This window comes from Nocardioides agariphilus (assembly GCF_015352445.1).
Classification (GTDB): domain Bacteria; phylum Actinomycetota; class Actinomycetes; order Propionibacteriales; family Nocardioidaceae; genus Nocardioides; species Nocardioides agariphilus.
Genome location: NZ_JADKPO010000017.1, coordinates 45229 through 67512, shown reverse-complemented (window position 1 = coordinate 67512; position 22284 = coordinate 45229). Strand labels below are relative to the sequence as shown.

Genomic DNA, 22284 nt, shown 5'->3' with positions numbered 1-22284 from the left:
CATCACCCACGAACGGTGTTGGAGGGTGTGTGCCCCATCGGATTGGCCGGCCGGTCATCGGCCTCGTCGTGGGCGCGGTGGTCCTGGCCGTCGTCGGGCTGGGCGTGTGGCTCGGACGGTCGGACGACAGCGCGCTGTCACGAGCCGTGCGCTCCGCGCCCGCGGGCGCGGAGCGCTTGTCGTGGACCGACTGGGCCGGCGTCCGGCGCGAGCTGGCCAGCCAGGTCGACGCCGGCTCGAGCGTCGACGACCTCGGTGCCTTCCTCGACGAGGCCTTCGAAGCCGACCTCAGCAGCAGGTCGGCCCTGCTGGAGTCGGCCCCCGCACTGCACCAGCACTTCGGCTGGTCGCCGGCGACCGTCGAGTGGGAGCTGTACAGCCAGTCGTCCCAGGGTGCGGTCGTGACCCTCGGGCTCCCCGACGACGCCGACTTCGCCGACCTCGGTGACCGGCTCGAGGCCCTGGGCTACGCCCGCCCCAGCGATGACGGCGGCGTCTGGGCCGGTGGGACCGACCTGCTGGCGAGCATCGACCCCGCGCTCACGCCCGAGCTGGCCTACCTCGCGCTCGACGCCGACGACCACCTGCTGCTGGCCTCGGACCAGCAGGCCTTCCTCGAGGAGGCCCTCGCCCCGGCGACCGGCGACGCCGACGGGGTGAAGGGACTCTCGGACGTCGCCGAGGCCCTCGACCAGCCGTTGTCCGCCGCGATCTACACCGGCGACTACGCGTGCGGCGCCTTGGCGATGGCCAACGCCGACACCGCGGACCAGGCAGAGGCCGCCGAGCTGATCGCCGCAGCCGGCACCGTCGACCCCTACCGGGCGTTCGCGATGGGCGCTCGTGCCGGAGGCGCCGTACGCGTGGCGATGGAGTTCGCCGACGTCGACCAGGCCCGGGCCAACGCCGACAGCCGTGCGGTGCTCGCCAGTGGCCCGGCCGTCGGTCAGGGCGGCGACTTCGCGGATCGCTTCACCCTCGACAAGGCGCGCGCCGACGGGCGCGTCATGACGCTCGACCTCGACCCGCTGGAGGGTCAGTACGTCCTCAGCGACCTGAGCACCGGGCCGGTGCTGTTCGCGACCTGCTGATCAGGAGAACCGGCGCAGGCGCAGGCTGTTGGTCACCACCGCGACGCTCGAGAGGGCCATCGCCCCTCCCGCGATCATCGGGTCGAGCAGGCCGGCTGCCGCCAGGGGTAGGGCAGCCACGTTGTAGCCGAACGCCCAGGCCAGGTTGGCCTTGATGGTGCGCAGCGTCGATCGCGACAGGCGTACGGCGACGGCCGCCGATCGCGGGTCGCCCCCGACCACGGTGAGGTCTGCGGCCTCGACGGCGACGTCCGCACCGGTGCCGATGGCGATCCCGAGGTCGGCCGTCGCCAGTGCGGGAGCGTCGTTGACGCCGTCACCGACCATCGCCACGACCCGCCCGGAGTGCTGCAGCCGCTGGATGGCTGCCGCCTTGCCCTCCGGACGGACTCCGGCGATGACCTCCTCGATGCCGACCTCGGCGGCCACGGCCCGGGCGGTGCGCTCGTTATCGCCGGTGAGCAGCACCGGCCACAGTCCGAGCTCGAGCAGGTCGCGCACCGCCTCTGCCGAGGTCGGCTTCACCGTGTCCCCGACGACGAGCACGCCGACCAGCTCGCCGTCGACGGTGACCTGGGCGGTCGTGTGGGCTGCCGCCTCGGCCACCTGGACCGCTCGCTGCAGGTCAGGAGGCAGCCCTGTGCTCGCGCGAGCCACCTCGACCCGGTGGCCCTCGACCAGACCGCGCACACCGGCACCGGCCTCGGCTGCGAACTCGCTCACCTCGGGCAACCGGCCCTCGTAGGGCGCGGCCACGGCCCGTCCCACCGGGTGCTCCGAGGCCGCCTCGACGGCAGCAGCCAGGCGGTGCACCTCCGCAGCCGACCAACCCTCGGCTGCGATCACGTCGACCAGGGTCATCCGGCCCGTCGTGAGGGTGCCGGTCTTGTCGAGGACGACGGTGTCGACCCGACGGGTGTCCTCGAGGACCTCGGGACCCCGCACCAGGATGCCGAGCTGGGCTCCGCGCCCGGTGCCGACCATCAGGGCGGTCGGCGTCGCCAGGCCGAGTGCGCAGGGGCAGGCCACGATCAGCACCGCGACCGCGGCCGTGATGGCCTTGTCAGGGCCGCCGCCGGCGCCGAGCCAGAACCCCAGCGTGCCCGCAGCGAGGATCACGACCGTGGGCACGAACACCGACGACACCCGGTCGGCAAGCCTTTGCACGTCGGCCTTGCCGTTCTGGGCGGCGTCGACGAGCCGGGCCATCTGGGCCAGCTGGGTGTCGGCACCGACGCGCGTGGCCCGGACCACGATCCGCCCACCGGCGTTGAGGGTGGCGCCGACGACCTCGTCCCCGGGCCCGACCTCGACCGGCACGGCCTCGCCGGTCAGCATCGAGGCGTCGACGGCGGAGGTGCCGCTGACCACCACACCGTCGGTGGCGATGCGCTCGCCCGGACGTACGACGAACTCCTCGCCCACGACCACCTGCCCGACCGGGACCGACACCTCTCGACCCTCGCGGACCACGACCGCCTCCCGCGCGCCGAGCTCGAGCAGCATCCGCAGAGCCTCACCCGCCCGGCGCTTGGCGCGCCTCTCGAGATAGCGCCCCGCGAGCAGGAAGGTCGTCACGGCGGCGGCCACCTCGAAGTACACGTGACGAGTGCCGTCGCCCACCAGGAGGACGACCACGGACCACCCGAAGGCCGCGAGCACACCGATCGAGACGAGGGTGTCCATGGTGGTGGCCGCGTGCCGCAGGTTGGCCCACGCGGCCCGGTGGAAGGGCCATCCACCCCACAGCGCTACCGGGGCGGCCAGGACCAACGAGGCCCACTGCCAGCCGTCGAACTGAAGGGCGGGCACCATCGCCAGCGCGAGGACGGGTACCAGCAGCACCGCCGAGACCACCGCGCGCCGGCGCAGCGCATCCAGCTCACCGAGGTGACGGTCGGCGACGGGCTCGAGGGTCGCGGAGTACCCCGCTGCGGCCACCGTCGCGAGCAGCTCGTCGGTGCCGACCGACTCGGGGTAGGTGACCCTGGCCTGCTCGGTCGCATAGCTCACGGTGGCGGTGACGCCCTCGAGCTTGTTGAGCTTGCGCTCGATGCGGGTGGCGCACGACGCGCAGGTCATCCCCTCGATGTCGAGGGTGAGGTCGTGGGTGATGCCCGGCTTGATGCCCGGCTTGATGCCCGGTGGGACGCCCGGTGTGATGCCCGGTGGGACGCCCGGTGTGATGCCCGGTGTGATGCCCGGTGTGGTCTCAGTGGCCACCATCGTGCTCCTGCGTCGGCGAGGAGGGGGTGACATCGGGGTCCACCGGGCCGACGATCCGCCCCGCCGCGAAGGACAGCGCGAACACCGCGGTCACCGCGCACACGAAAGCGAGCGCCTTGTCCACGGCCCGCACGTCGCGCTCCCCGTACATGTCCTGGGACTCACCCTACGGCGTACCCGGCCTCGGCCACGGCCGACGCGAGGTCGGCAGGGTCGAGCGGGGCCTCGCTGGTGATGGTCACCTGGCCGGTCTCGAGGACCACCTCGACCTCCCGGACCCCGGTGATCTCGCTGATCTCCTCGGTGACCGAGGCGACGCAGTGGCCGCAGGTCATGCCGGTGACGGTGAGGGTGGTCGTGACGGTCGTCATGAGCGCACCAGCCTGGCGATCGCCTCGGTGGCCTCGGCGACCTTCTCGCGGGCCTCGTCGTCTCCTGCGCGGGCGGCATCGACGACGCAGTGGTTCAGGTGGTCCTCCAGCAGGCCGATCGAGACGGCATGCAGAGCCTTGGTCATCGCAGCCACCTGGGTGAGGATGTCGATGCAGTACTTCTCCTCGTCGACCATCCGCTGCAGGCCGCGCGCCTGTCCCTCGATGCGCCGCAGGCGCGTCAGGTAGTCGTCCTTGCGGCTGATGTAGCCGTGCTCGTGGGCCATGCTCCCATGGTACCCCCCAAGGGTATATGCGCCGATGTGTCGACGAGCCGGAGGCGTCAGCCGGCAGACGGTCGGGCGACACCCAAGATGGCGTCGATCTCCTCGGCCGTCAGGTGTTCGTCGGTCTCGCTCGCGGCGATGATCAGGTTGGTCGTCAACTCCACCTCGCGGAGCAGGTCCTGATCCTCCAGCGTGACGTCGAACTGGTCGTGCACGCCTCAACTCCCCTCAGCTTCCCTGGCAGCAGTCGCTGCCAGCCCTACCCCCGAAGCATGGTTCCCCCAGGGTAGGAACCTAAACCACAGGTGGTCGGTTGACCGACGGATCAAACGTTAGTCGACCAGCCGGTATAGACGAGGCGAACCCGGTACACCCCTCGAGGTCCGTCAGACGGCACGAGGCCCCGCCCAGTGGGCGGGGCCTCGTGGAAGTCGCTGGTGATCCGTCCGTCAGAGCGGGCGGACGTTCTCGGCCTGGGGACCCTTGGGTCCCTGGGTGACGTCGAACTCGACCTTCTGGTTCTCGTCCAGGGACTTGTAGCCCTGGGACTGGATCGCCGAGTAGTGCACGAAGACGTCGTCGCCGCCGTCCTCCTGCGCGATGAAGCCGAAACCCTTCTCGGCGTTGAACCACTTCACGGTGCCCTGAGCCATTGCGCTCGTTACTCCTTTGTCGGGGCGTGAGCCGTCACCTCGACGGCCCGCACCAGGTGCGGTGAAACGCCGCCTCGACTGGCGTGAGTGGATCTCGCGATGGTCGAAACGCCGTCGGATCACAAACTCCGCGGGCGTTTGACCTGCTGGAACTTGCACCTGATGCGGGGCACACATTACCAACGCGAGGCCCCCTGACAACCACCGGCACATCCCCGGAGTGAGACACTCGGGCGCGCACCCGACGCGGGCCCCTAGCTCAATTGGCAGAGCTGAGGACTTTTAATCCTTAGGTTGTGGGTTCGAGTCCCACGGGGCCTACCACTGGGCCTACCACTGGGCCTACCACTGGGCCTACCACTGGGCCTACCACTGGGCCTACCACTGGGCCTACCACTGGGCCTACCACTGGGCCTACCGACCGTTCCGCACGACAACTCCACCGCCAAGCGGTACGGACCAGCTTGGCCGTTCGCCTGTCACGGGCACCAGATGGGGATATTTTGCTTTCCGTGAGGAACGAGGAGTCCGGGGTGAACCCCGTGACGGGTCGTCGGATGGTCGACGAGTCCGTGTACTCCGTGGAGTTCAAGCCGCGCGCCACCGGCCGGCGCGTCATCGGCATGCTCACCCTGGCCGGCATCGTGGCCACCGTGTACTTCTCCTGGCGCGCCTTTGAGGAACGCACCACGGTCGACTACGGAACCGCCGCGACGATCGGTGCGCTCACCATCATCTTGTGGGCCGCATGGGCTGCGTCGCCGGTGACGCACATCCACGTGCACGGCGGCATCCTGGAGGTCCAGCGGGCCGGCCGCACCGAGCGGTTCGACCTGACCAGCCACTACACCAAGATCCGCACCGAGGGACGCCCGCGCAGCAACAAGTGGCGGGTGATGATCGAGCGCCCCGCCAACTCACCGTTCGTCATCGATCGGACCATGGTCGACCCGCGCGCCTTCACCCGGCTGCTCGAGGCCTACCACCACGTCGCCTGAGACCGACCCGAGCGGGGCGCCTCACACCTTCTGCTCGAGGCTCTGGCCGCGCTCACCGGAGTCGGTGAGCCGCGCCTCCTCGAGGGCACGCGCCTCCAGCTCGGCACGGCGGGTGACCTCGAGGATCTCCTGGGCCCGGTCGTAGGCACCCGGTGTCGACACCAGGTCGGCGGCGCCTCCACGGAGCCGCTGGAGCGCCGCTCGGGCGTAGATCTGCTGCTCGGTGGTGGTGCGCTCGGACCTGCCGCGGCCCACGAACGAGACCGACCAGTGCATCAGCGCGGTGACCTGGCTCTTGAAGCCGGTGATGTAGATCAGGTGCAGACCGAGCCACGCGAGCCAGGCCACGAACCCGGTCAGCCGGACCCTGCCGATCAACGCGACCGCCTTGAACCTGCTGATGGTCGCCATCGAGCCCTTGTCGAAGTACTTGAACGGGGGCTGCGGAGGCTTGCCCTCCACCCGGCGCCGGATCGACTTGGCGGCGTACTTGGCTCCCTGGATCGCCACCTGGGCCACGCCCGGAAGGTTGTCGAGGGCGATCATGTCGCCGACCACGAACACCTCGGGATGGCCCGGCAGCGTGAGGTCGGGGTTGACGCTGATCCGGCCGGCGCGGTCGAGGGGGGCTCCGGACTGGGCGGCCAGCTGCTGGCCCAGCGAGCTGGCCTGCACGCCGGCAGCCCAGATCTTGGTGGCCGCGGGGATGCGCTCGGATCGCCCGTCCTTGTACGCCACGTCGATGCCACGCTCGTCGAGGTCGGTGACCATGCCGCCCAAGATCACCTCGACGCCGAGCTTCTCGAGGTCCCGTCGGGTGCGCTCCCCGAGCTTCTTGCCGAACGGCGGCAGCACCTGGGGCGCGGCGTCGAGCAGGATGACCCGGGCCTGGCGGCTGTTGATCGCGCGGAAGTCGCGCTTGAGGGTGCGATGGGACAGCTCGGCGATCTGGCCGGCCATCTCCACTCCCGTGGGACCGGCTCCGACCACGACGAACGTCAGGAGGTGGTCGACGTCCTCGCCCTGGCTCGCGGCGAGCTCGGCCATCTCGAAGGCACCGAAGATGCGGCCCCGCAGCTCGAGGGCGTCGTCGATGCTCTTCATGCCGGGGGCGTCCTCGGCGAAGTGGTCGTTGCCGAAGTACGACTGAGCGGCTCCGGCAGCCACGAGCAGCGAGTCGTACGGCGTGACCAGTCGGCGGCCGAGCACGTCCGAGGTGACCGTGCGGGCCTCGAGGTCGATCTCGGTGACCTCGCCCAACAGCACCTTCACGTTGTCCTGACCGGCGAGGATCTCGCGGGTCGAGGGGGCGATCTCGCCTTGGGACAAGATGCCGGTGGCCACCTGGTAGAGCAGCGGCTGGAACAGGTGGTGGCTGGTGCGGGCGATCAAGGTGATGTCGACGTCGGCGCGCTTGAGTGCCTTGGCGCCGAACAGGCCACCGAACCCTGACCCGATGACGACGACCCGGTGACGGCCCTGGTGGGAACTGGTCATGCCCTCTCCTCGATCGCGGAGCCCGGCGACCCTGACGCGATCGCGCTGCCTCCACCCCGATCTTCCTCCACCCCGGCCAGGGCACCCAACCGGCGTCCATGTCCGGGTTCTCACCTCTCACGGGGGAACAAACACAGGCGGCGATCGCGTAGCACGCGCATCCTCCGATCGAGGGCCGCCTCGGCGTGGCGGGTGGAAATCACCCGGAAATGACCGTTCGACCGATACAAAGGTCATCAGGGATCGCGTTTCATTGGGTCTTCCACGGGGTATGAGAGCCAGCGATTGGCGTTCCCCCTCCCTGCCCTGGAGACCGACATGCCGCTCAACCGCCCTGCTCAGGCACTGACGCCTGGGCCACGAGGCGTCTCTGACGCCCGGCGGTGGGCTACCCAGGTGCTGACCGAGATCAACCGTCCCGAGCTGATCGAGTCGGCCTGCATCAGCGTCTCCGAGGTGATCACCAACGCCCTGCTCCACGCCCAGCAGCCGGTCAGCGTCCAGCTCAGGGGCACTCGCGAGCACCCGCGCATCGAGGTGCGCGACGGGTCACGCCAGCCGCCCGACCTGCCCGACCTCGACGGGGAGCCCGACGACGACGTGCTGCTGACCTTCGGCCGCGGCCTGTCGATCGTCGCCCGGGTCTCCAGCGCCTGGGGCGCCGAGATCGAGGAGGACGGCAAGATCGTCTGGTTCGTGCCGCAGGTGGAACTGGCCGACGGCCGCGGCGTCCAGGGCATCATCACCGAGCTCCAACCGATCCAGCGCGAGGACCCGCCCCAGGTCGAGGATCCCGTCGACGTCACGCTCGTCGGCCTGCCGCTGCCGGAGATGAAGGCCAACCGGCAGCACCTGCGCGAGCTGCGGCGCGAGCTGCGGCTGCTGGCGTTGGGTCACGAGGCCAGCTATCCCCTGGCAGCCTCCCTGTCCAGCTTCTTCGGCGAGCTCGACGCGACGTTCTGGCGTGGGCTTCGCGACGAGCGACTCGCCTCGGCCCTGCTCGACGGCGACGACGACCTCGACCTGACCATCACCGTGCCGCGTGCCGCGGGCGATGACTTCCAGCGGTTCATCGAGCTGCTCGAGCTGGCCGATGCCTTCTGCCGGCAAGAGCGCCTGCTGACGCTGGCACGCAGCTCCGACCAGGTCGCCTTCCAGACCTGGATGTTCGGGGAGTTCGTGCGTCAGACCCACGGGGCGGACCCGTTGCCGTGGAGAAGGCGGCCGGCTGTGACTCGGCACCAGAGCGTCTCGTAGCCCTTGCCCACTCGCCCAGGCCGTGACGTACTGCTGGCCGTCGTCCTCGGCGGTGCCGTCGGTGGGACCTTGCGCTGGTGGATCGGCGACCTGGTGCCCGACGGGGCCGACTTCCCCTGGACCACGTTCGCGATCAACCTCACCGGGTCGCTGGTCCTGGCGCTGCTGCCCGCCCTGTCCGCCGTACGCCGCCGCCCCGCCCTCGTGGCCGGCCTCGGGCCCGGGCTGCTGGGCGGCTTTACGACCTTGTCGACCTACACCGAGCAGGGCCGCACGCTGCTCGCCGACGGGCGGACAGGACTGGCGGCGGCCTACCTGCTCGGCACCTTCGCTGCCTGCCTGGCCGCGGTGACGCTGGCCGGCCACCTCTCGACACTGGCCGCGCGAGCTGAGTTCGAGGCCGAGGAGGGCAACGAGTGACTCCCCTGCTCGTCGCCCTGGGCGCTGCGGTCGGCGCGACGTCGCGGTTCCTGGCGGCGCACTACCTCGACCGCCGTACTCCGTGGGGAACCCTGCTGGTCAACGTGGCCGGCTCGTTCGTGCTCGGAGTCCTGTTCGGTGCCGGCGTCTCCGCCCATGCTCTGGCCCTGCTGGGCACGGGCCTGTGTGGAGGCCTGACGACCTACTCGGCGTTCGCCGTGCAGACCCGCGACCAGGCGCGTCGCGGCCTCGCGATCGGGGCGGCCTACGGCGGCGCCACGATCGTGGCCTCCTTGGCCGCGTGCGCGTGTGGGTTCGCCCTGGGTCAGGCGTAGCCGAGGGCGTGCAACCGGTCGTCGTCGATGCCGAAGTGGTGCGCCACCTCGTGGACCACTGTGATGCGGACCTCCTCGGCGAGGTCGTCGAGGTCCTCGCACATCTCGAGCAGCGGCTTGCGGAAGATGAAGATCCGGTCCGGTAGCCCTGTGTGGTTGGCGATCCGGTCGGGCAGGGCCACGCCGTCGTAGAGCCCCAGCAGAGTCGGGTCATCGGGCGGCGCATCGTCCTCGACCAGCACCACGACGTTGTGGATCAGGGTCGCGATCTCCGCGGGGATCTCGTCGAGCGCCTCCCCGACCAGCTCGTCGAACTCCTCACGCCCCAGCTCTACCGGCATACGAGACATCCTGCCGAGGGACGCCGTTCGTATTCAAACAGGCAGAAGTCACGGGGCCCACGACTCTCAGGCGGAGCACTCATGGGAGCAGCAGGGTTCTGCCCGTTTGGCTACGAGACCGACGATGCGCATCAGCACACCGCGCACGTAGTCGGGGGCGAACATCACGTCCTCCCAGGCAAATCGGAGCACGAGCCAACCGTTGACGACCATCGCGTTGTAACGCTGGGCGTCGCGACGCAGGGCTACCCGGTCTCCGTGCCACCCGAAGGAGTCGGCCTCGAGCACGAGTGCCAGATCCACGTCGACCAGGTCAGGCCTCATGCTCGTGCCTGCGAGTCGGACCTGGGGCCGGACGCAGAGCCCAGGAACCGTCGATGCGATGAGCCGGAGGCAGGACTCGAACGGGTTGGCCGCCTCTCCTCGAGCCATCGCGGCGATCCGGCGCACCTTCTCACTCCCGGCCCCGCGCACGGACATGGCGACCCGGCGCAACGTCGCAGGAGGCACGCCGTGACGAAGGGCTGAGTCCGCGACAGCGAGAGCTTCGTCGTCGGGGAGCGTGCGAAGGCACTGCAGCAGCGTCAGCTCGACACCGGTCGCGACGCCGTCGCTGATGTCCTCGGGCGCTATGACTGCGTAGTGGATGTCCGCCACGGCACGGTCGCGGGAACTCACCCGCCTGTTGCGAGGCACGGTGACGTGGGGGCGATCCGGCACGAGCTTGACCTCCCAGCCGTGATGGAGCGCTGCGCTGGTGTGGCTGAGCACTCCCCTCAGCGCGTGAGCCGTCGCCGCCGCAGTCCTCACCCGTGGCAGCGCATAGCGGCCGCGGGACAGCGCCACCACCTCACCACGTCGCAAGGCGCCGTCGACCTCGCGTCTCGACGTCGCCTCGATCAGGACGGCACGGGTCGCGAGCCCACCCAGCTCGGCGAGAACCGCGGCGACCAGCACCCACAGATCCTGCCCGGCTCCGCGCGAGAGCGTCGGCGTCTATCCACAGCAGCGACGAACATCGCCGAAGCTGCGGATGAGAAAGTGTGATGGCGACCCCGACGGGACTCGAACCCGCGGCCTCCGCCGTGACAGGGCGGCGCGCTAACCAACTGCGCTACGGGGCCAGGTTTGTTGCTGTGGCGCTTCTTGCGAAGCGGGTGGAACTCTAACCCATGGGCGAAGACCTCTCCCAATCGTGGCCACCTCGCCAGGGGGACAACACCGTGGCAACCATCGACGTGCGGGGGCTGCCACGGATAGAGTAGATCTGTCGGTGCGTATCACGGAACAGGGTGCATCATGCGCAACAAAACTCAGGTATCCGCCACCACGGTCCGGCTGCTCGAGAATGCCCGCTACGAGGTGCTTCCGACGGGGACGATCGAGGACAAGGTGCTCGAGCACGTGCCGGTCGAGGTGACCGTGACGGTGACCGCGTCGCCGAGCAAGGGCCTCGAGCCCACCCTCGACCTCACCGAGCGGCTGACCGGCCACGGCTACACGGCGGTTCCCCACCTGGCGGCGCGGATGGTGCGCGACAGGGCCGAGCTGGCCGAGATCGTCGACCGGCTCACCGGCAAGGGCATCACCAAGATCTTCGTGCCCGGCGGCGACGCCGACCCGCCCGGCGCCTACCCCGATGCACTGAGCCTGCTCGAGGACCTCAAGGACATGGGCAACCCGTTCGCCCACGTCGGCATCACCGGCTACCCCGAGTCGCATCCCACCATCGACGACGACCTGACGATCCAGTCGATGTGGGACAAGCGGCGTCACGCCACCCACGTGGTCAGCAACCTGACCTTCGACGCCCAGGTGCTGGCCAACTGGGTCAAGCGGATGCGCAAGCGCGGCATCACCATGCCGGTGCTGCTGGGCATCCCCGGCCCGGTCGACCGCGCCAAGCTGCTGTCGATGGCCGGCAAGATCGGCGTCGGCGAGTCGACCCGCTTCCTGGCCAAGAACAAGGGCACCTTCGCCCGGCTGGCCGCCCCTGGTGGGTTCACGGGCGAGAAGTTCCTGCGCAAGTGCGCCGCCGAGCTCGGCGACCCGGCGATGGGCGTCGAGGGCACCCACGTGTTCACCTTCAACCAGGTCGAGGCGACCGAGAAGTGGCGCAAGGAGCTGCTGGCCTCGTCACGCTAGGAGTCGGCCACGAGGTCGGCGAGGGCCTGCTCGAGACGGCCGGTGCCGGTCGGTATGACGGTGAGCGGGAGTCCGATCCGCTCGGCGGCGCGCTGGGCGAGGGTGCGCAGCTCGGGGTCGGGGTCCTGGGCCAGCCAGACGACGCGGGTGTAGTGGCGGAAGTAGTCCTCGCGCAGCTCGGGGTAGCGGTCGAGTCCCAGCTCGCGCACGACGGTCCGCTCGAAGGAGCGGACCAGGAAGTCGGTCAGCAAGTACGTTCCGGGCTCGGCGTCGAGCTCCTCGGCCAGCTCCGCCGACCCCGCGAACAGGTCGTAGCAGTGCAGCCCGGGCAACCGGCTCAGACCCAGCTCCTCGCACACGGCGTCGAGGGCGCCGTAGGTCCCGCAGTCGGCGTACCCGACCGCGACCGACCCGTAGGTCTGGGCGAGCGAGTCGGCCAGACGTCGCACCTCGCCGGCGATCAGGTGCGGCTGGTTGTGCAGCAGCGGCGGCAGAGGGTGTACGTCGACGGGCCAGCCCCTGCGCTCGATGACCTGCGCCGCCGGCTGGGCGAGCGCACCGCACGCGACGAGCGCTACTCGCTCAGGTCGGGAAGGCGAGGAGGTCGACGAAGCGGTCGTTGAAGTCGGACCGGTCGGAGAGCTCAACATAGGTCACCTCCTCAAGCAGGGCCAGAGCTCCGGCGCGCTCGCGCACCGAGAGCAGCGCCATCTTGGCGCCCTCGCCGGCCACGTTTCCGGCCGCGACGATGCGCAGGACCGGGAGCGTCGGGACCAGGCCGATGCGCACCGCGGACGCTGCCGAGAGGTAGCTGCCGAACGAACCCGCGAGGAGTACCTGCTGGATGTCGCGGTGCTCGAGGCCGAGCTCCTCCATCAACAGCGTCCAGCCCGTGGAGATGGCTGCCTTGGCGAACTGGAGCTCGCGCACGTCGCGCTGGGAGAGCACCACGGACTCCGCCGGGTCGGAGTCGGGGCGCTCGCGGTGCAGCACGAAGACCCGCTCCTGGCCGATGTAGGTCAGGCGGTCGGCCAGACCTGGCGCGATCTCCTTGGCGACCTCGTCGGTGACGTAGCGACCCGACGCGTCGAGCAGACCGACCTTGACCAGCTCGGCCACCGCGTCGACCAGACCTGATCCGCAGACGCCCATGGGCGTGACGTCGCCGATCACACCGAGTTCGACTCCGACTGGTGCATCCGGGGCGAGCTTGACGACCTCGATGGCGCCGTCGGCGGCACGCATGCCGCAGCGGATCGCGCCACCCTCGAACGCCGGCCCGGCCGGGGCCGCCGTGGACAGGATGCGCTCCCCGTCGCTGAGCACGATCTCGCAGTTGGTCCCGACGTCGATGAACAGCCGAACCCTCTTGTCGCGGTCCATGCCGGTGGCGAGCATGCCGGCCACGATGTCGCCGCCTACGTAGGCGCCCAGAGCCGGGAAGAGGGCCATCCGGGCGCCGGGATGCAGCGCCAGGCCGACCTCGCTCGCCAGGACCGGTGCGGGAGTGGCCGTGGTCTGGACGAACGGCGCGACGCCGAGCGGCTCGGGGTCGATGCCCAGCAGCAGAGCCGTCATCGTGGCGTTTCCGGCCAGGGCCACCTCGTAGACGTGCAGCGGGTCGACACCGCCCTCGCGACAGACCTGCTCGGTCAGCGTGGACAGCGTGTCGTGGGCGGCCTGCTGGAGCCGGCCCAGGGCCGATGGATCGAGCATCGTCGCGCTGATCCGCGAGATCACATCACCGCCGAACGGCTGCTGCTTGTTGAGCATCGAGGCCACCGCGACCGGAGTGCCGGTCACCAGGTCGAGCAACGTCGCCACGACCGTGGTGGTCCCGAGGTCGAAGGCGATCGCGTAGCGCTTTTCGGTGGTATCACCCGGCTCGACGTCGACGAGGGCCTCGTCGACCACCACCGCGGTGACCTTGAAGTCGGCCTCGCGCAGCACCTTGGGCAGGCGCCGCAACATGTGCAGGTCGGGCACCGGCTCGAGGTCGTCGATCGCATCAAGCAGGCGCACCAGGTCGGAGCGCTGGTCCTCCAGGGTCGGCTCGGTCAGCTCGACGTACCGCTTCTGCACGGCCGGTCGCAAGATCACCTGGCGCCCGACGCCGACGGTGGCCGCCTTGGGGCGGGTGACCAGGGGAGGTACGAGCACGTCGTGGTCGCGCGTGGCGCGCACCAGGCACGCCAGCCGCCAGCCCGCCTCGAGCTCGGCCGCGCTGAAGGTGCGCGCGTCGTGGCGGGTGACCGGCGTGACCGGGGAGACGCGCACCTTGCACTTGTGGCAGGTGCCGTGGCCGCCGCAGGTCGAGTCGATCGCGATGCCGTTCCACGACGCCGAGTCGAAGACGCTCACGCCCGGCGGAACGCGGACGGCGCGCTGGACCGACGGCGCCTCCTTGTCCTCGACGGTGAAGGACAGCTGCACGCGGCCCGTGCCGTCGTGGGCCACGGGCTCGGCGCCCGAGGGCGCCATCAGCCCCTCGCGACGGTAGGCGTCGAGAGGGAACTCGAGGGCGCCCGGCTCGTCGCTCTCTGTCATGGGTTCACGCCGTGGCGGCAGCTTGCTTCGCGCGATGGGCCGAGATCCAGGCCATCCCCCAGTCGTCATGGCCGAGGAACACGTCAGCACCCTTGACCGCGTCGACGATCTGCGGCGTGCGCGCGTCCATGATCGCGCTCGTCAGGCCTGCGGTCATCGCCATCGGCAGCCACACCGCGTTGAGGGTGTGGCGGGCGGGCATGCCGAAGGAGACGTTGGAGGCGCCACAGGTCATGTTGACGCCGAAGTCGTCTCGGATGCGTCGCATCGTCTCGAAGGTCACCAGCGTGGTGCCGGTGTCGGCGCCGATAGGCATGGCGAGCGGGTCGATGACGATGTCGGCCTTGGCGATGCCGTACTCCTCGGTGGCCACGCGGATGATCTTCTCGGTGAGGAGGACGCGCTTGTCGGCCTCCATCGGGATCTCGTCGTGGTCGTTGGGCAAGGCGATGATCGCGGCGTCGTACTTCTTGACCAGCGGCAAGATCGCGGCCATCCGGTCGTCCTCGGCCGTGATCGAGTTGACCAGCGCCCGTCCCTGGTAGACCGACAGGCCGGCCTCGAGCGCCTCGACGACCGAGGAGTCGATGCAGATCGGCTTGTCGGTCAGCGACTGGACCATCTGGATCGCCTTGGCCAGCAGCTCGGGCTCGTCGGTCAGCGGGACGCCCATGTTGACGTCGAGGACGTCGGCACCCCCCTCGACCTGGGCCTTGACGTCGCGCTCGATCGCCGAGAGGTCGCCGGCGCGCAGCTGCTCTTGGAAGATGCGACGCCCGGTCGGGTTGATCCGCTCACCGATGATGCAGAACCGGTGACCGTGGCCGATGACGACCTCGCCCGACGTGCCACGGAGGTGGGTCTCGAGCAGGTCGCTCATGCCGGCACCTTGGCCCGGCGCTGGTGCAGCAGGTCCTTGGCCTTCTTGACGGTCGCAGACGCATCAGCGGCGTAGCCATCAGCACCTACCGCGTCGGCGTACTCCTGGGTGACCGGCGCGCCGCCGACCATCACCACGACCTTGTCGCGCAGGCCGGCCTTCTCGAGCGCGTTGATGTTGGCCTTGAACATCGGCATCGTCGTGGTCAAGAACGCCGAGAAGCCGACCACGTCGGGCTGGTGCTCCTCGATGGCGGAGACGAACTTCTCGGGGGCTACCTGGACGCCGAGGTCGATCACCTCGAAACCGGCGCCCTCCAGCATGATGTTGACGAGGTTCTTGCCGATGTCGTGCACGTCGCCCTTGACGGTGCCCATCAAGAACTTGCCGATGGTCTCGACCCCGGTCTCGGCGAGCAGCGGGCGCAGCCGCTCCATCGCGCCGGCCATCGCCTTGCCGGCGATGAGCATCTCGGGCACGAAGAAGTCGCCGCGCTCGAAGCGCGCACCGACCTCCTCGAGCGAGGGGATCAGCGCGTCGAAGAGCAGCGTCTGCGGCTCCATGCCGAGCTCGAGCCCTTCGTTGGTGAGCTCCAGCACCCGCGGCGCATTGCCGACCAGCGTCTCGTCGTAGAGACCCTTGAGAACCTCATCAGGAGTCGTCATGCCACGCCTTTCTTCGCGATGGTTTCCAGGTTGTTCGACGGGGGACCGTGCAGCACCGACTCGAGCTGGGCCGCACGACGGATGAGGTTGCGACCGAGCTCGTCGAACCGGTGGGACAGCCGACCCGTGGGGCCGGAGATGCCGAGGGCGGCGACGATGTCGCCCCGCGCACCGCGCACGGGCACGGCGATGCCGGTCAGCCCCATCTCGAGCTCGTCGACGGTGATGGCGTAGCCACGGCGGCGCGTCTGCTCGGCGTCGCGCTCGAGCCCGGCCTTGCTGGTGATGGTCGAGGGCGTCAGCTTCTCGGGCCGCGCAGGCATGGCGAGCACGCTCCATGCGTAGAACACCTTGCCGAGAGCCGAGGCGTGCGAGGGGACCTCGACCTCGGTCCAGTCGCGCGTGCCGAGGAGGTAGCGGGAGTCGACCTGGGCGACCTGGACGACCTGGTCGCCGCGGATCACCGAGAGGTGCACCGACTCCTGGGTGTCGCCTCCGACCTGCTCCATCACCGGGCGGGCCAGGCGGACCAGCTCCTCCCAGGGGTCGTGCCGGGCGGCGTAGAGCCAGAACAGGCTGCCCGCGACGTAGCCGCCCGCCTCGTCACGCTCGAGCAGGCCACCGCGCTCGAGCGCGGCGAGCATGCGCGAGGTCGTCGACTTGGCCAGGCCGTTGGACTCCTGGATGTCGGCGAACGAGAGCGGCTCCGTGGCCTGCACGACCGACGCGACGAGCTGCACCGCGCGGTCGAGTGCCTGGGTGCCACTGCTGGCCGGCTCGGCCACGGGCATCTCCTTCACTCGACGCGTCACGATCAGTTCCATGATGTGGAACCTCAGTCCCACATGATGAGGTTAGACAGGACCGCCCGGGTTCCGCAAGCGAACGCCGCGAGGTCGTGCCCGGCGATGGTGCGCCTGACACCGATCTCAGCGATCGCTGACACCGATTTCGCCGCGACCCCGGTCGCGAAGCGGTTCGGTCACGCATCGTTCTCCCTCGGCGTACCCGTCGACGAGAGGAAGAGCATGAACCGGCCCACTCGTCGCACGCTTGTCAAGGCAGGGGCGTGGACGACCCCCGCCGCCGTGATGTCGGTCGCCGCCCCGGCGTACGCCGTGAGCCAGGGGTGCCTCAAGGCTCAGGCGCTGATCACCCCGACGTCGACACGCGTCACGACGCTGGGCTTCGCGCCCTCGGACGTGACGGCGACGGTGACGTACACCTCGACGACCTACCCTGCCGGGGGCCTGCCGTCAGACACCGGCCGCGCCTTCGACGTCGCGGCCTCGCCACCCTGGGTCGCGATCGTGCTGGTTCACACCCAGCCGGGTGCGGACCTCTCCATGCTGGTGAGCCTGTCGCGGCCAGTGGCCGACCTCTCGCTCACGATCGGCGGGATCGGCGCGGGGCTGGGCGGGGACCTCGGCCTGGTCTGGTCGGACCTGGTGACCGTCGACACTCCCTCCTACGTCGTCACCGCCCGGGAGATCGGCATCGGCGGCTCGGGTGCGCCCGGCGACCCGTTTCGTAGCACCGACGGCGTCCTTCGCAGCTCAGTCGTGAGGGTGCGGTGGCCAGGGCCGGTCAGCGCCGTGCAGCTGACCTACGTCGCCGGGGGCGACGACGTCCGCTCGGACGCACCCCAGTACATCGACGTCGGCAAGTTCGGCTTCTCCTGCTGAATTCGCGTCGGGGGTCTTCCGCTACGGTTCCATGATGTGGAACCGTAGTCCCACATCATGGTTTGAGTCAGGAGGCTTCATGTTCGTCAACCGCATGCCGCGCTACGAGGTGCTCTCGGAGGACGCGATGGCCACGCTCGACAAGGGCTGGCGGCGGCTGATGAGCGAGATCGGCGTCGAGTTCATGGACGACCGCGCGCTCGAGCTGTTCCGCCAGGCCGGCCAGAAGGTCGAGGACCACAAGGTCTTCCTCGACCCCGACTTCGTGCTCGAGCAGGTGGCCAAGGCGCCCCGCGAGTTCGCCCTCCAGGCCCGCAACCCGGCCAACAGCGTGCACATCGGCGGTGACTCGATGGCCTTCGGCGCGGTCTACGGTCCGCCGTTCGTGCGCGAGGGCGACGTACGCCGCGACGGCACGATGGAGGACTTCCGCAACTTCGCGCGTCTCGCGCAGAGCTACTCGGTGCTCGACTCCGCCGGCGGCGTGGTCAACGAGCCCAACGACACCCCGCTCGACAGCCGGCACCTCGACATGGTCTACGCGCTGCAGACGCTGACCGACAAGTTCTACATGGGCAACGTGGTCAGCGGCACCAACGCCCGCGACACCATCGCGATGACCGAGATCCTGTTCGGCTCCCGCGAGGCGATCGAGGAGACCCCGGCGATCATCTCGCTGATCAACTGCAACTCCCCGCTGCGCTGGGACGACCGCATGCTGGAGGCGCAGTTCGAGTACTCCGCGGCCGCCCAGCCCGTCGTCCTGACGCCCTTCATCTTGATGGGCGCCATGTCGCCGGTGACGATCCCCGCCGCGCTCGTGCAGCAGATCACCGAGGCGCTCTCCGGCATCGCGCTGTCCCAGCTGATCCGCCCGGGCTGCCCGGTGGTGTTCGGGTCGTTCCTGTCCAACATCGACATGCAGTCGGGTTCCCCCACGTTCGGCACCCCCGAGTCGGGCCTCGGCCTGCTGTGCACCGGCCAGATCGCGCGCCACTTCAACCTCCCCTTCCGCACCGGTGGCGGCCTGACCTCCTCGCAGGTCCCCGACGCACAGGCCGGCTACGAGGCGCTGATGACGTTGATGCCGACCTTCCTGGCCGGGGCCAACTGGGTGATGCACTCCGCGGGCTGGCTCGAGGGCGGCCTGGTGGCCGGCTTCGAGAAGTTCGTCATCGACTGCCAGATCGTCGAGATGCTGCAGCACGAGTTCACCCCTCTCGAGGTCGACGAGGAGTCGATGGCCTTCGGTGCCCACGAGGAGGTCGGCCACGGCGGCCACTTCCTCGGGGCGATGCACACGATGGAGCGGTTCCGCACCTGCTTCTACCGGCCGTTCCTCAACTCCTCCGACAACTACGAGCGGTGGATGCGCAACGGCGCCAAGGACACCGCCACGCGTGCGGGCGAGATCTACAAGCAGAAGCTGGCCGACTACGAGCCGCCGCCGATCGATGAGAGCATCCGCGAGGAGCTGGAGGCCTACGTGACCCGTCGGCGTGCGGAGCTGGGGGACTGAGGCGTGTCTGATTTGAATGTTCAGTCAAATGCGGTACAGAATGCCGGCGTGCTCGGCGACTACGTCCTCACGCTGGCCTGTCCCGACCGGCCCGGCATCGTGCACGCCGTCACCTCGTTCCTCATGGAGCACGGCGGCAACATCCGCGAGAGCCAGCAGTTCGGCGACCTCGAGCACGGCCGGTTCTTCATGCGCATCAGCTTCGAGACCGCCGATGCGACCGACGCCGACACCTTGCGCGCGGCCTTCGCGGCGACCGCCGAGAGGTTCGCGATGACCTACCAGCTCTGGTCGGCCCGCACTCCCTACCGCACCCTGATCCTGGTCTCCAAGCAGCTGCACTGCCTCAACGACCTGCTGTTTCGCACCACGACAGGCGACCTGCAGATCGAAGTACCCCTGATCATCTCCAACCACCGCGACGCCGAGCCGCTGGCGAAGACCTACGGCATCGACTTCGAGCACGTGCCGGTCACGCCCGACACCAAGGCGCAGGCCGAGGCCCACCTGCTCAAGCGGGTCGACGAGCTGGGCATCCATCTGGTGGTGCTGGCTCGTTACATGCAGATCCTCTCCGACGACCTGTGCCGCAACCTGAGCGGCAAGGCCATCAACATCCACCACTCGTTCCTGCCGAGCTTCAAGGGGGCCAAGCCCTACCACCAGGCTCACGAGCGCGGCGTGAAGCTGATCGGGGCGACGGCTCACTACGTGACCGGCGACCTCGACGAGGGCCCGATCATCGAGCAGGACATCGCCCGCGTCGACCACACCCTGGCCCCCGAACAGCTGGTGGCTGTCGGCCGCGACACCGAGGCCCAGGTGCTCTCCCGCGCCGTGCGCTGGCACTCCCAGACCCGCGTGCTGCTCAACGGCCACCGCACGGTCGTGTTCCGCTGAGCCGTTCTCGCACGTTGCGGTGACCGGAACGGCTGGTGCCATACGCAACACGAAGGGCTAGGGTGCGGGCCATGGCAGCCGAGGTGGGCGCGAACGGAGCGACGCTGGTGACTGCCGAGACTCCCGACGGGGGCGAGCAGTCCGGTACGACCGTCCAGTCGGTCGACCGGGCGCTGACGATCCTGGAGCTGCTGGCCCGCGACGGCGAGGCCGGGGTGACCGAGATCGCCGGTGGGCTGGGCGTGCACAAGTCGACGGCGTTCCGCCTGCTGGCCACGCTCGAGGCACACCGGCTCGTCGAGCAGGTCGGCGACCGCGGGCGATACCGCCTCGGGGTGGGCAACCTGCGGCTGGCCGGCGCGACCACCGCGCGTCTCGACCTCGTCACCGAGGCGCGTCCGGTGTGTCGGCAGCTGGCGTCCGACACCGGCGAGACGGTCAACATCACCGTGCGCTCGGAGACCTCGGCGCTCTACCTCGACCAGGTCGCCGGCTCCTCGGCGCTGCAGTCCCACAACTGGGTCGGGCAACACATCCCGCTGCACGCGACCAGCAACGGCAAGGTACTGCTCAGCGAGCTGTCCGAGGCCGAGCTCAAGGCGGCCCTGCGCGAGCTGCCGCGGTTCACCGACGCGACCATCACCACCCGTCCGCGGCTGCGCGAGGAGCTGGCCAAGGTGCGCGCCGCCGGCTACGCCCTCGCGATCGACGAGCTGGAGCTGGGCCTGACCGCTGCGGCCGCCCCGATCCGAAGCGCCCACGGCGACATCATCGCCTCGATGAGCATCTCCGGGCCGACGTTCCGGCTCGACGACGACCGCCTCGCCGAGGCCGTCCCCATGTTGGTCGCTGCCGCCACCGAGGTCTCCCACCGCCTCGGCTGGGGACAGCGCATCTAGCAGCCATGGCCAGCCGCCGGGTCGTCGCCGGCATCGACTCCTCGACGCAGAGCACCAAGGTGCTGCGGGTCGACGCCGACACCGGCGAGGTCTTGGGAGCGACCTCCGCTCCGCACCCCGACGGCACAGCCGTCGATCCCGAGCACTGGTGGCGCGCACTGTCCTCGCAGACCCATGACCTGGGCGACCTCGACGACGTACAGGCCCTCGCCGTCGGCGGACAGCAGCACGGCATGGTCGCCCTCGACGCCGCCGGCGAGCCGGTGTACGACGCCCTGCTCTGGAACGACGTACGTTCGGCCGGCCAGGCCCAACGCCTGCGCGACCAGTGGGGCGCGGAGACCTGGGCGCGCGAGGTCGGCGTCGTGCCCGTCGCCTCCTTCACCCTCACCAAGCTGGCCTGGCTCGCCGAGGAGCACCCCGAGCTCGCCGCGCGTGTCGATCGCGTGCTGCTCCCCCACGACTGGCTGACTTGGCGCCTGCTCGGCCGGCCCGACGAGGCGGTCACCGACCGCAGCGACGCATCGGGCACGGCGTACTGGTCGGTGACCGAGGGTCGCTACCGCGAGGACCTCGTGTCGGCCGCACTGGGCCACCTACCCCGCCTGCCGACCGTGCTCGGGCCCGCCGACCAGGCCGGCACGACGACCGCGGGTGCCATCGTCGGGGCGGGCTGCGGCGACAACGCCGGGGCCGCACTCGGTCTCGGGCTCCGGCCCGGTGACGTGGCCATCAGCATCGGCACCAGCGGCACGGTGTTCGCCTCGACGCCGGAGCCGGTCGTCGACCCCAGCGGCACGATCGCCGGCTTCGCCGACGCGACCGGCGGCTACCTGCCCCTCGCCGCCACGATCAACGCCGCCCGCATCCTCAGCACGACAGCCGGTCTGCTGGGCGTCGACCTCGGCAGGTTCGACCAGCTCGCGCAGTCCGGGGCACCCGATGCCGGCGGCCTGACGCTGATCCCGTACCTCGACGGGGAGCGCACCCCCAACCTCCCCGACGCGACCGGCACGATGCTCGGCCTCACCCGCGCCAACCTCACCCCCGAGAACCTCGCCCGTGCCGCCGTCCTCGGCCTCCTGTGCTCCCTCGGGTCGGCGCTCGAGGAGCTCGGGCGCCATGGCGTTGCCGCCCGGCGCCTGGTGCTCATCGGCGGCGGCTCCGCCTCCACCGCCGTGCAGCAGGCGGCCGCTGACCTGTTCGGCGCCGAGGTGGTGATCCCCGCACCGGCCGAGTACGTCGCACTCGGCGCTGCTCGCCAGGCTGCCTGGGCAGCCTCCACCGATAGCGCGCCACCGGACTGGCCGGTCACCGTCGCGGCCACGCGCGAGCCCGACCAGGCGGGCTGGGCTGACGAAGTGCGTGGACGCTTCGCCGCCGCGCGCTCCACCATGCACGGCGTTTGAGCCCGTGCACCCCTGGCGGCGGAGCGAACAAGAGGGTCACAATCGCAGTGACAATCTGTTCGGGACCCTTGACGTGTGGCCCAGGTCACCTATCCTCCGGTTAGCGGATCGTTGCGGTATGAGCACCGCGTTGCGGATCGCGCAACCGCAGAGGCGGCG

Annotated in this window: 25 protein-coding genes and 2 tRNA genes; 12 read left to right on the top strand and 15 right to left on the bottom strand. The window is 69.9% G+C overall.

Annotated elements, in window-relative coordinates; translation table 11 throughout:
* Nucleotides 1–29 precede the first annotated feature (29 nt).
* The gene (locus ISU10_RS13735; RefSeq protein ID WP_194696974.1) at nt 30–1091 is read left to right on the top strand and encodes a hypothetical protein; all 1062 of its coding nucleotides are present in this window, start codon (nt 30–32) and stop codon (nt 1089–1091) included.
* Here the strand turns inward: ISU10_RS13735 and ISU10_RS13730 are convergent, their stop codons facing one another.
* The 6 genes from ISU10_RS13730 to ISU10_RS13705 all read right to left on the bottom strand — a co-directional run bounded on the left by ISU10_RS13730 (nt 1092) and on the right by ISU10_RS13705 (nt 4628).
* Nucleotides 1092–3173, bottom strand: coding sequence for a heavy metal translocating P-type ATPase (locus ISU10_RS13730; protein WP_370865368.1), 2082 nt, complete (start codon nt 3171–3173; stop codon nt 1092–1094).
* A 130-nt stretch (nt 3174–3303) separates the two neighbouring features.
* Nucleotides 3304–3468 (bottom strand): hypothetical protein, encoded by a 165-nt coding sequence (locus ISU10_RS13725; protein ID WP_194696972.1) that lies wholly within the window; start codon nt 3466–3468, stop codon nt 3304–3306.
* A 10-nt stretch (nt 3469–3478) separates the two neighbouring features.
* The gene (locus tag ISU10_RS13720; protein ID WP_194696971.1) at nt 3479–3688 is read right to left on the bottom strand and encodes a heavy-metal-associated domain-containing protein; all 210 of its coding nucleotides are present in this window, start codon (nt 3686–3688) and stop codon (nt 3479–3481) included.
* On the bottom strand, nt 3685–3975 hold the full coding sequence (locus tag ISU10_RS13715; RefSeq protein ID WP_194696970.1) for a metal-sensitive transcriptional regulator: 291 nt from the start codon (nt 3973–3975) through the stop codon (nt 3685–3687). The genes ISU10_RS13720 and ISU10_RS13715 overlap by 4 nt, the downstream gene beginning before the upstream one ends.
* 56 nt (nt 3976–4031) lie before the next feature.
* A complete protein-coding gene (locus ISU10_RS13710) occupies nt 4032–4190 on the bottom strand; it encodes a hypothetical protein (RefSeq protein WP_194696969.1) in 159 nt (52 codons plus the stop codon).
* A gap of 234 nt (nt 4191–4424) precedes the next feature.
* Nucleotides 4425–4628, bottom strand: coding sequence for a cold-shock protein (locus ISU10_RS13705; protein ID WP_028650227.1), 204 nt, complete (start codon nt 4626–4628; stop codon nt 4425–4427).
* Nucleotides 4629–4876: 248 nt separating this feature from the next.
* Between ISU10_RS13705 and ISU10_RS13700 the strand changes: the two genes are divergently transcribed.
* Nucleotides 4877–4952 (top strand) — tRNA-Lys (locus ISU10_RS13700).
* A 188-nt stretch (nt 4953–5140) separates the two neighbouring features.
* A complete protein-coding gene (locus ISU10_RS13690) occupies nt 5141–5626 on the top strand; it encodes a hypothetical protein (RefSeq protein ID WP_194696968.1) in 486 nt (161 codons plus the stop codon).
* 21 nt (nt 5627–5647) lie between these two features.
* On the opposite strand, the gene ISU10_RS13685 is transcribed toward ISU10_RS13690, so the two are convergent.
* Nucleotides 5648–7123, bottom strand: a complete 1476-nt coding sequence (locus ISU10_RS13685; protein ID WP_194696967.1) for an NAD(P)/FAD-dependent oxidoreductase — start codon at nt 7121–7123, stop codon at nt 5648–5650.
* Between the two features lie 318 nt (nt 7124–7441).
* On the opposite strand from ISU10_RS13685, the gene ISU10_RS13680 reads away from it, so the two are divergent.
* From ISU10_RS13680 to ISU10_RS13670, 3 genes are read left to right on the top strand one after another with little or no spacing between them, the layout of a single operon-like run.
* Nucleotides 7442–8380, top strand: coding sequence for an ATP-binding protein (locus tag ISU10_RS13680; RefSeq protein WP_194696966.1), 939 nt, complete (start codon nt 7442–7444; stop codon nt 8378–8380).
* 3 nt (nt 8381–8383) lie between these two features.
* Entirely contained in the window at nt 8384–8800 is a 417-nt protein-coding gene (locus ISU10_RS13675) for a fluoride efflux transporter FluC (protein WP_194696965.1), read from the top strand.
* Complete coding sequence (locus ISU10_RS13670) at nt 8797–9135, top strand: fluoride efflux transporter FluC (protein WP_194696964.1); 339 nt, start codon at nt 8797–8799, stop codon at nt 9133–9135. Before ISU10_RS13675 ends, ISU10_RS13670 begins: the two co-directional genes overlap by 4 nt.
* Here the strand turns inward: ISU10_RS13670 and ISU10_RS13665 are convergent.
* The 3 genes from ISU10_RS13665 to ISU10_RS13655 form a co-directional block, all read right to left on the bottom strand.
* Nucleotides 9126–9476, bottom strand: a complete 351-nt coding sequence (locus tag ISU10_RS13665) for a metallopeptidase family protein (RefSeq protein ID WP_194696963.1) — start codon at nt 9474–9476, stop codon at nt 9126–9128. The genes ISU10_RS13670 and ISU10_RS13665 overlap by 10 nt on opposite strands.
* A gap of 66 nt (nt 9477–9542) precedes the next feature.
* Nucleotides 9543–10433, bottom strand: coding sequence for a hypothetical protein (locus tag ISU10_RS13660; protein ID WP_194696962.1), 891 nt, complete (start codon nt 10431–10433; stop codon nt 9543–9545).
* Nucleotides 10434–10523: 90 nt separating this feature from the next.
* Nucleotides 10524–10600, bottom strand: a tRNA-Asp gene (locus tag ISU10_RS13655).
* Nucleotides 10601–10775: 175 nt separating this feature from the next.
* Between ISU10_RS13655 and ISU10_RS13650 the strand changes: the two genes are divergently transcribed.
* Nucleotides 10776–11621, top strand: a complete 846-nt coding sequence (locus ISU10_RS13650; RefSeq protein WP_194696961.1) for a methylenetetrahydrofolate reductase — start codon at nt 10776–10778, stop codon at nt 11619–11621.
* Here the strand turns inward: ISU10_RS13650 and ISU10_RS13645 are convergent.
* The 5 genes from ISU10_RS13645 to ISU10_RS13625 are packed head-to-tail and all read right to left on the bottom strand — an operon-like array spanning nt 11618 to nt 16537.
* Nucleotides 11618–12271: a DUF1638 domain-containing protein gene (locus tag ISU10_RS13645; RefSeq protein WP_194696960.1), complete on the bottom strand. Its 654-nt coding sequence runs from the start codon at nt 12269–12271 to the stop codon at nt 11618–11620. The genes ISU10_RS13650 and ISU10_RS13645 overlap by 4 nt on opposite strands.
* The gene (locus ISU10_RS13640; RefSeq protein WP_194696959.1) at nt 12204–14168 is read right to left on the bottom strand and encodes an ASKHA domain-containing protein; all 1965 of its coding nucleotides are present in this window, start codon (nt 14166–14168) and stop codon (nt 12204–12206) included. The genes ISU10_RS13645 and ISU10_RS13640 overlap by 68 nt, the downstream gene beginning before the upstream one ends.
* 4 nt (nt 14169–14172) lie before the next feature.
* Nucleotides 14173–15048, bottom strand: coding sequence for a dihydropteroate synthase (locus tag ISU10_RS13635; protein ID WP_194696958.1), 876 nt, complete (start codon nt 15046–15048; stop codon nt 14173–14175).
* Nucleotides 15045–15713, bottom strand: coding sequence for a cobalamin B12-binding domain-containing protein (locus ISU10_RS13630; protein WP_194696957.1), 669 nt, complete (start codon nt 15711–15713; stop codon nt 15045–15047). The genes ISU10_RS13635 and ISU10_RS13630 overlap by 4 nt, the downstream gene beginning before the upstream one ends.
* Nucleotides 15710–16537 (bottom strand): IclR family transcriptional regulator, encoded by an 828-nt coding sequence (locus tag ISU10_RS13625; protein WP_194696956.1) that lies wholly within the window; start codon nt 16535–16537, stop codon nt 15710–15712. Before ISU10_RS13625 ends, ISU10_RS13630 begins: the two co-directional genes overlap by 4 nt.
* An 84-nt stretch (nt 16538–16621) precedes the next feature.
* On the opposite strand from ISU10_RS13625, the gene ISU10_RS13620 reads away from it, so the two are divergent.
* The 5 genes from ISU10_RS13620 to xylB all read left to right on the top strand — a co-directional run bounded on the left by ISU10_RS13620 (nt 16622) and on the right by xylB (nt 22125).
* Nucleotides 16622–17398 carry a hypothetical protein gene (locus ISU10_RS13620; RefSeq protein WP_194696955.1) on the top strand — a complete coding sequence of 259 codons (777 nt, stop codon included), beginning with the start codon at nt 16622–16624 and terminating at the stop codon, nt 17396–17398.
* 79 nt (nt 17399–17477) lie between these two features.
* Nucleotides 17478–18917: a trimethylamine methyltransferase family protein gene (locus ISU10_RS13615; RefSeq protein ID WP_194696954.1), complete on the top strand. Its 1440-nt coding sequence runs from the start codon at nt 17478–17480 to the stop codon at nt 18915–18917.
* A 48-nt stretch (nt 18918–18965) separates the two neighbouring features.
* Nucleotides 18966–19817 (top strand): formyltetrahydrofolate deformylase, encoded by an 852-nt coding sequence (gene purU / locus ISU10_RS13610; RefSeq protein ID WP_194696953.1) that lies wholly within the window; start codon nt 18966–18968, stop codon nt 19815–19817.
* Between the two features lie 71 nt (nt 19818–19888).
* A complete protein-coding gene (locus ISU10_RS13605) occupies nt 19889–20716 on the top strand; it encodes an IclR family transcriptional regulator (protein ID WP_194696952.1) in 828 nt (275 codons plus the stop codon).
* 5 nt (nt 20717–20721) lie between these two features.
* Nucleotides 20722–22125, top strand: a complete 1404-nt coding sequence (xylB, locus tag ISU10_RS13600) for a xylulokinase (RefSeq protein WP_194696951.1) — start codon at nt 20722–20724, stop codon at nt 22123–22125.
* The last annotated feature ends 159 nt before the right edge of the window (nt 22126–22284 follow it).

Bases quoted from the DNA above. Each gene is read 5' to 3' on its own strand.
- ISU10_RS13730 (WP_370865368.1), bottom strand. From the start codon at position 3,173: ATGACCTGCGCGTCGTGCGCCACCCGCATCGAGCGCAAGCTCAACAAG.
- ISU10_RS13725 (WP_194696972.1), bottom strand. From the start codon at position 3,468: ATGTACGGGGAGCGCGACGTGCGGGCCGTGGACAAGGCGCTCGCTTTC.
- ISU10_RS13720 (WP_194696971.1), bottom strand. From the start codon at position 3,688: ATGACGACCGTCACGACCACCCTCACCGTCACCGGCATGACCTGCGGC.
- ISU10_RS13715 (WP_194696970.1), bottom strand. From the start codon at position 3,975: ATGGCCCACGAGCACGGCTACATCAGCCGCAAGGACGACTACCTGACG.
- ISU10_RS13705 (WP_028650227.1), bottom strand. From the start codon at position 4,628: ATGGCTCAGGGCACCGTGAAGTGGTTCAACGCCGAGAAGGGTTTCGGC.
- ISU10_RS13685 (WP_194696967.1), bottom strand. From the start codon at position 7,123: ATGACCAGTTCCCACCAGGGCCGTCACCGGGTCGTCGTCATCGGGTCA.
- ISU10_RS13680 (WP_194696966.1), top strand. From the start codon at position 7,442: ATGCCGCTCAACCGCCCTGCTCAGGCACTGACGCCTGGGCCACGAGGC.
- ISU10_RS13665 (WP_194696963.1), bottom strand. From the start codon at position 9,476: ATGCCGGTAGAGCTGGGGCGTGAGGAGTTCGACGAGCTGGTCGGGGAG.
- ISU10_RS13650 (WP_194696961.1), top strand. From the start codon at position 10,776: ATGCGCAACAAAACTCAGGTATCCGCCACCACGGTCCGGCTGCTCGAG.
- ISU10_RS13645 (WP_194696960.1), bottom strand. From the start codon at position 12,271: ATGTTGAGCTCTCCGACCGGTCCGACTTCAACGACCGCTTCGTCGACC.
- ISU10_RS13640 (WP_194696959.1), bottom strand. From the start codon at position 14,168: ATGACAGAGAGCGACGAGCCGGGCGCCCTCGAGTTCCCTCTCGACGCC.
- ISU10_RS13635 (WP_194696958.1), bottom strand. From the start codon at position 15,048: ATGAGCGACCTGCTCGAGACCCACCTCCGTGGCACGTCGGGCGAGGTC.
- ISU10_RS13630 (WP_194696957.1), bottom strand. From the start codon at position 15,713: ATGACGACTCCTGATGAGGTTCTCAAGGGTCTCTACGACGAGACGCTG.
- ISU10_RS13625 (WP_194696956.1), bottom strand. From the start codon at position 16,537: ATGGAACTGATCGTGACGCGTCGAGTGAAGGAGATGCCCGTGGCCGAG.
- ISU10_RS13620 (WP_194696955.1), top strand. From the start codon at position 16,622: ATGGTGCGCCTGACACCGATCTCAGCGATCGCTGACACCGATTTCGCC.
- ISU10_RS13615 (WP_194696954.1), top strand. From the start codon at position 17,478: ATGTTCGTCAACCGCATGCCGCGCTACGAGGTGCTCTCGGAGGACGCG.
- ISU10_RS13605 (WP_194696952.1), top strand. From the start codon at position 19,889: ATGGCAGCCGAGGTGGGCGCGAACGGAGCGACGCTGGTGACTGCCGAG.
- xylB (WP_194696951.1), top strand. From the start codon at position 20,722: ATGGCCAGCCGCCGGGTCGTCGCCGGCATCGACTCCTCGACGCAGAGC.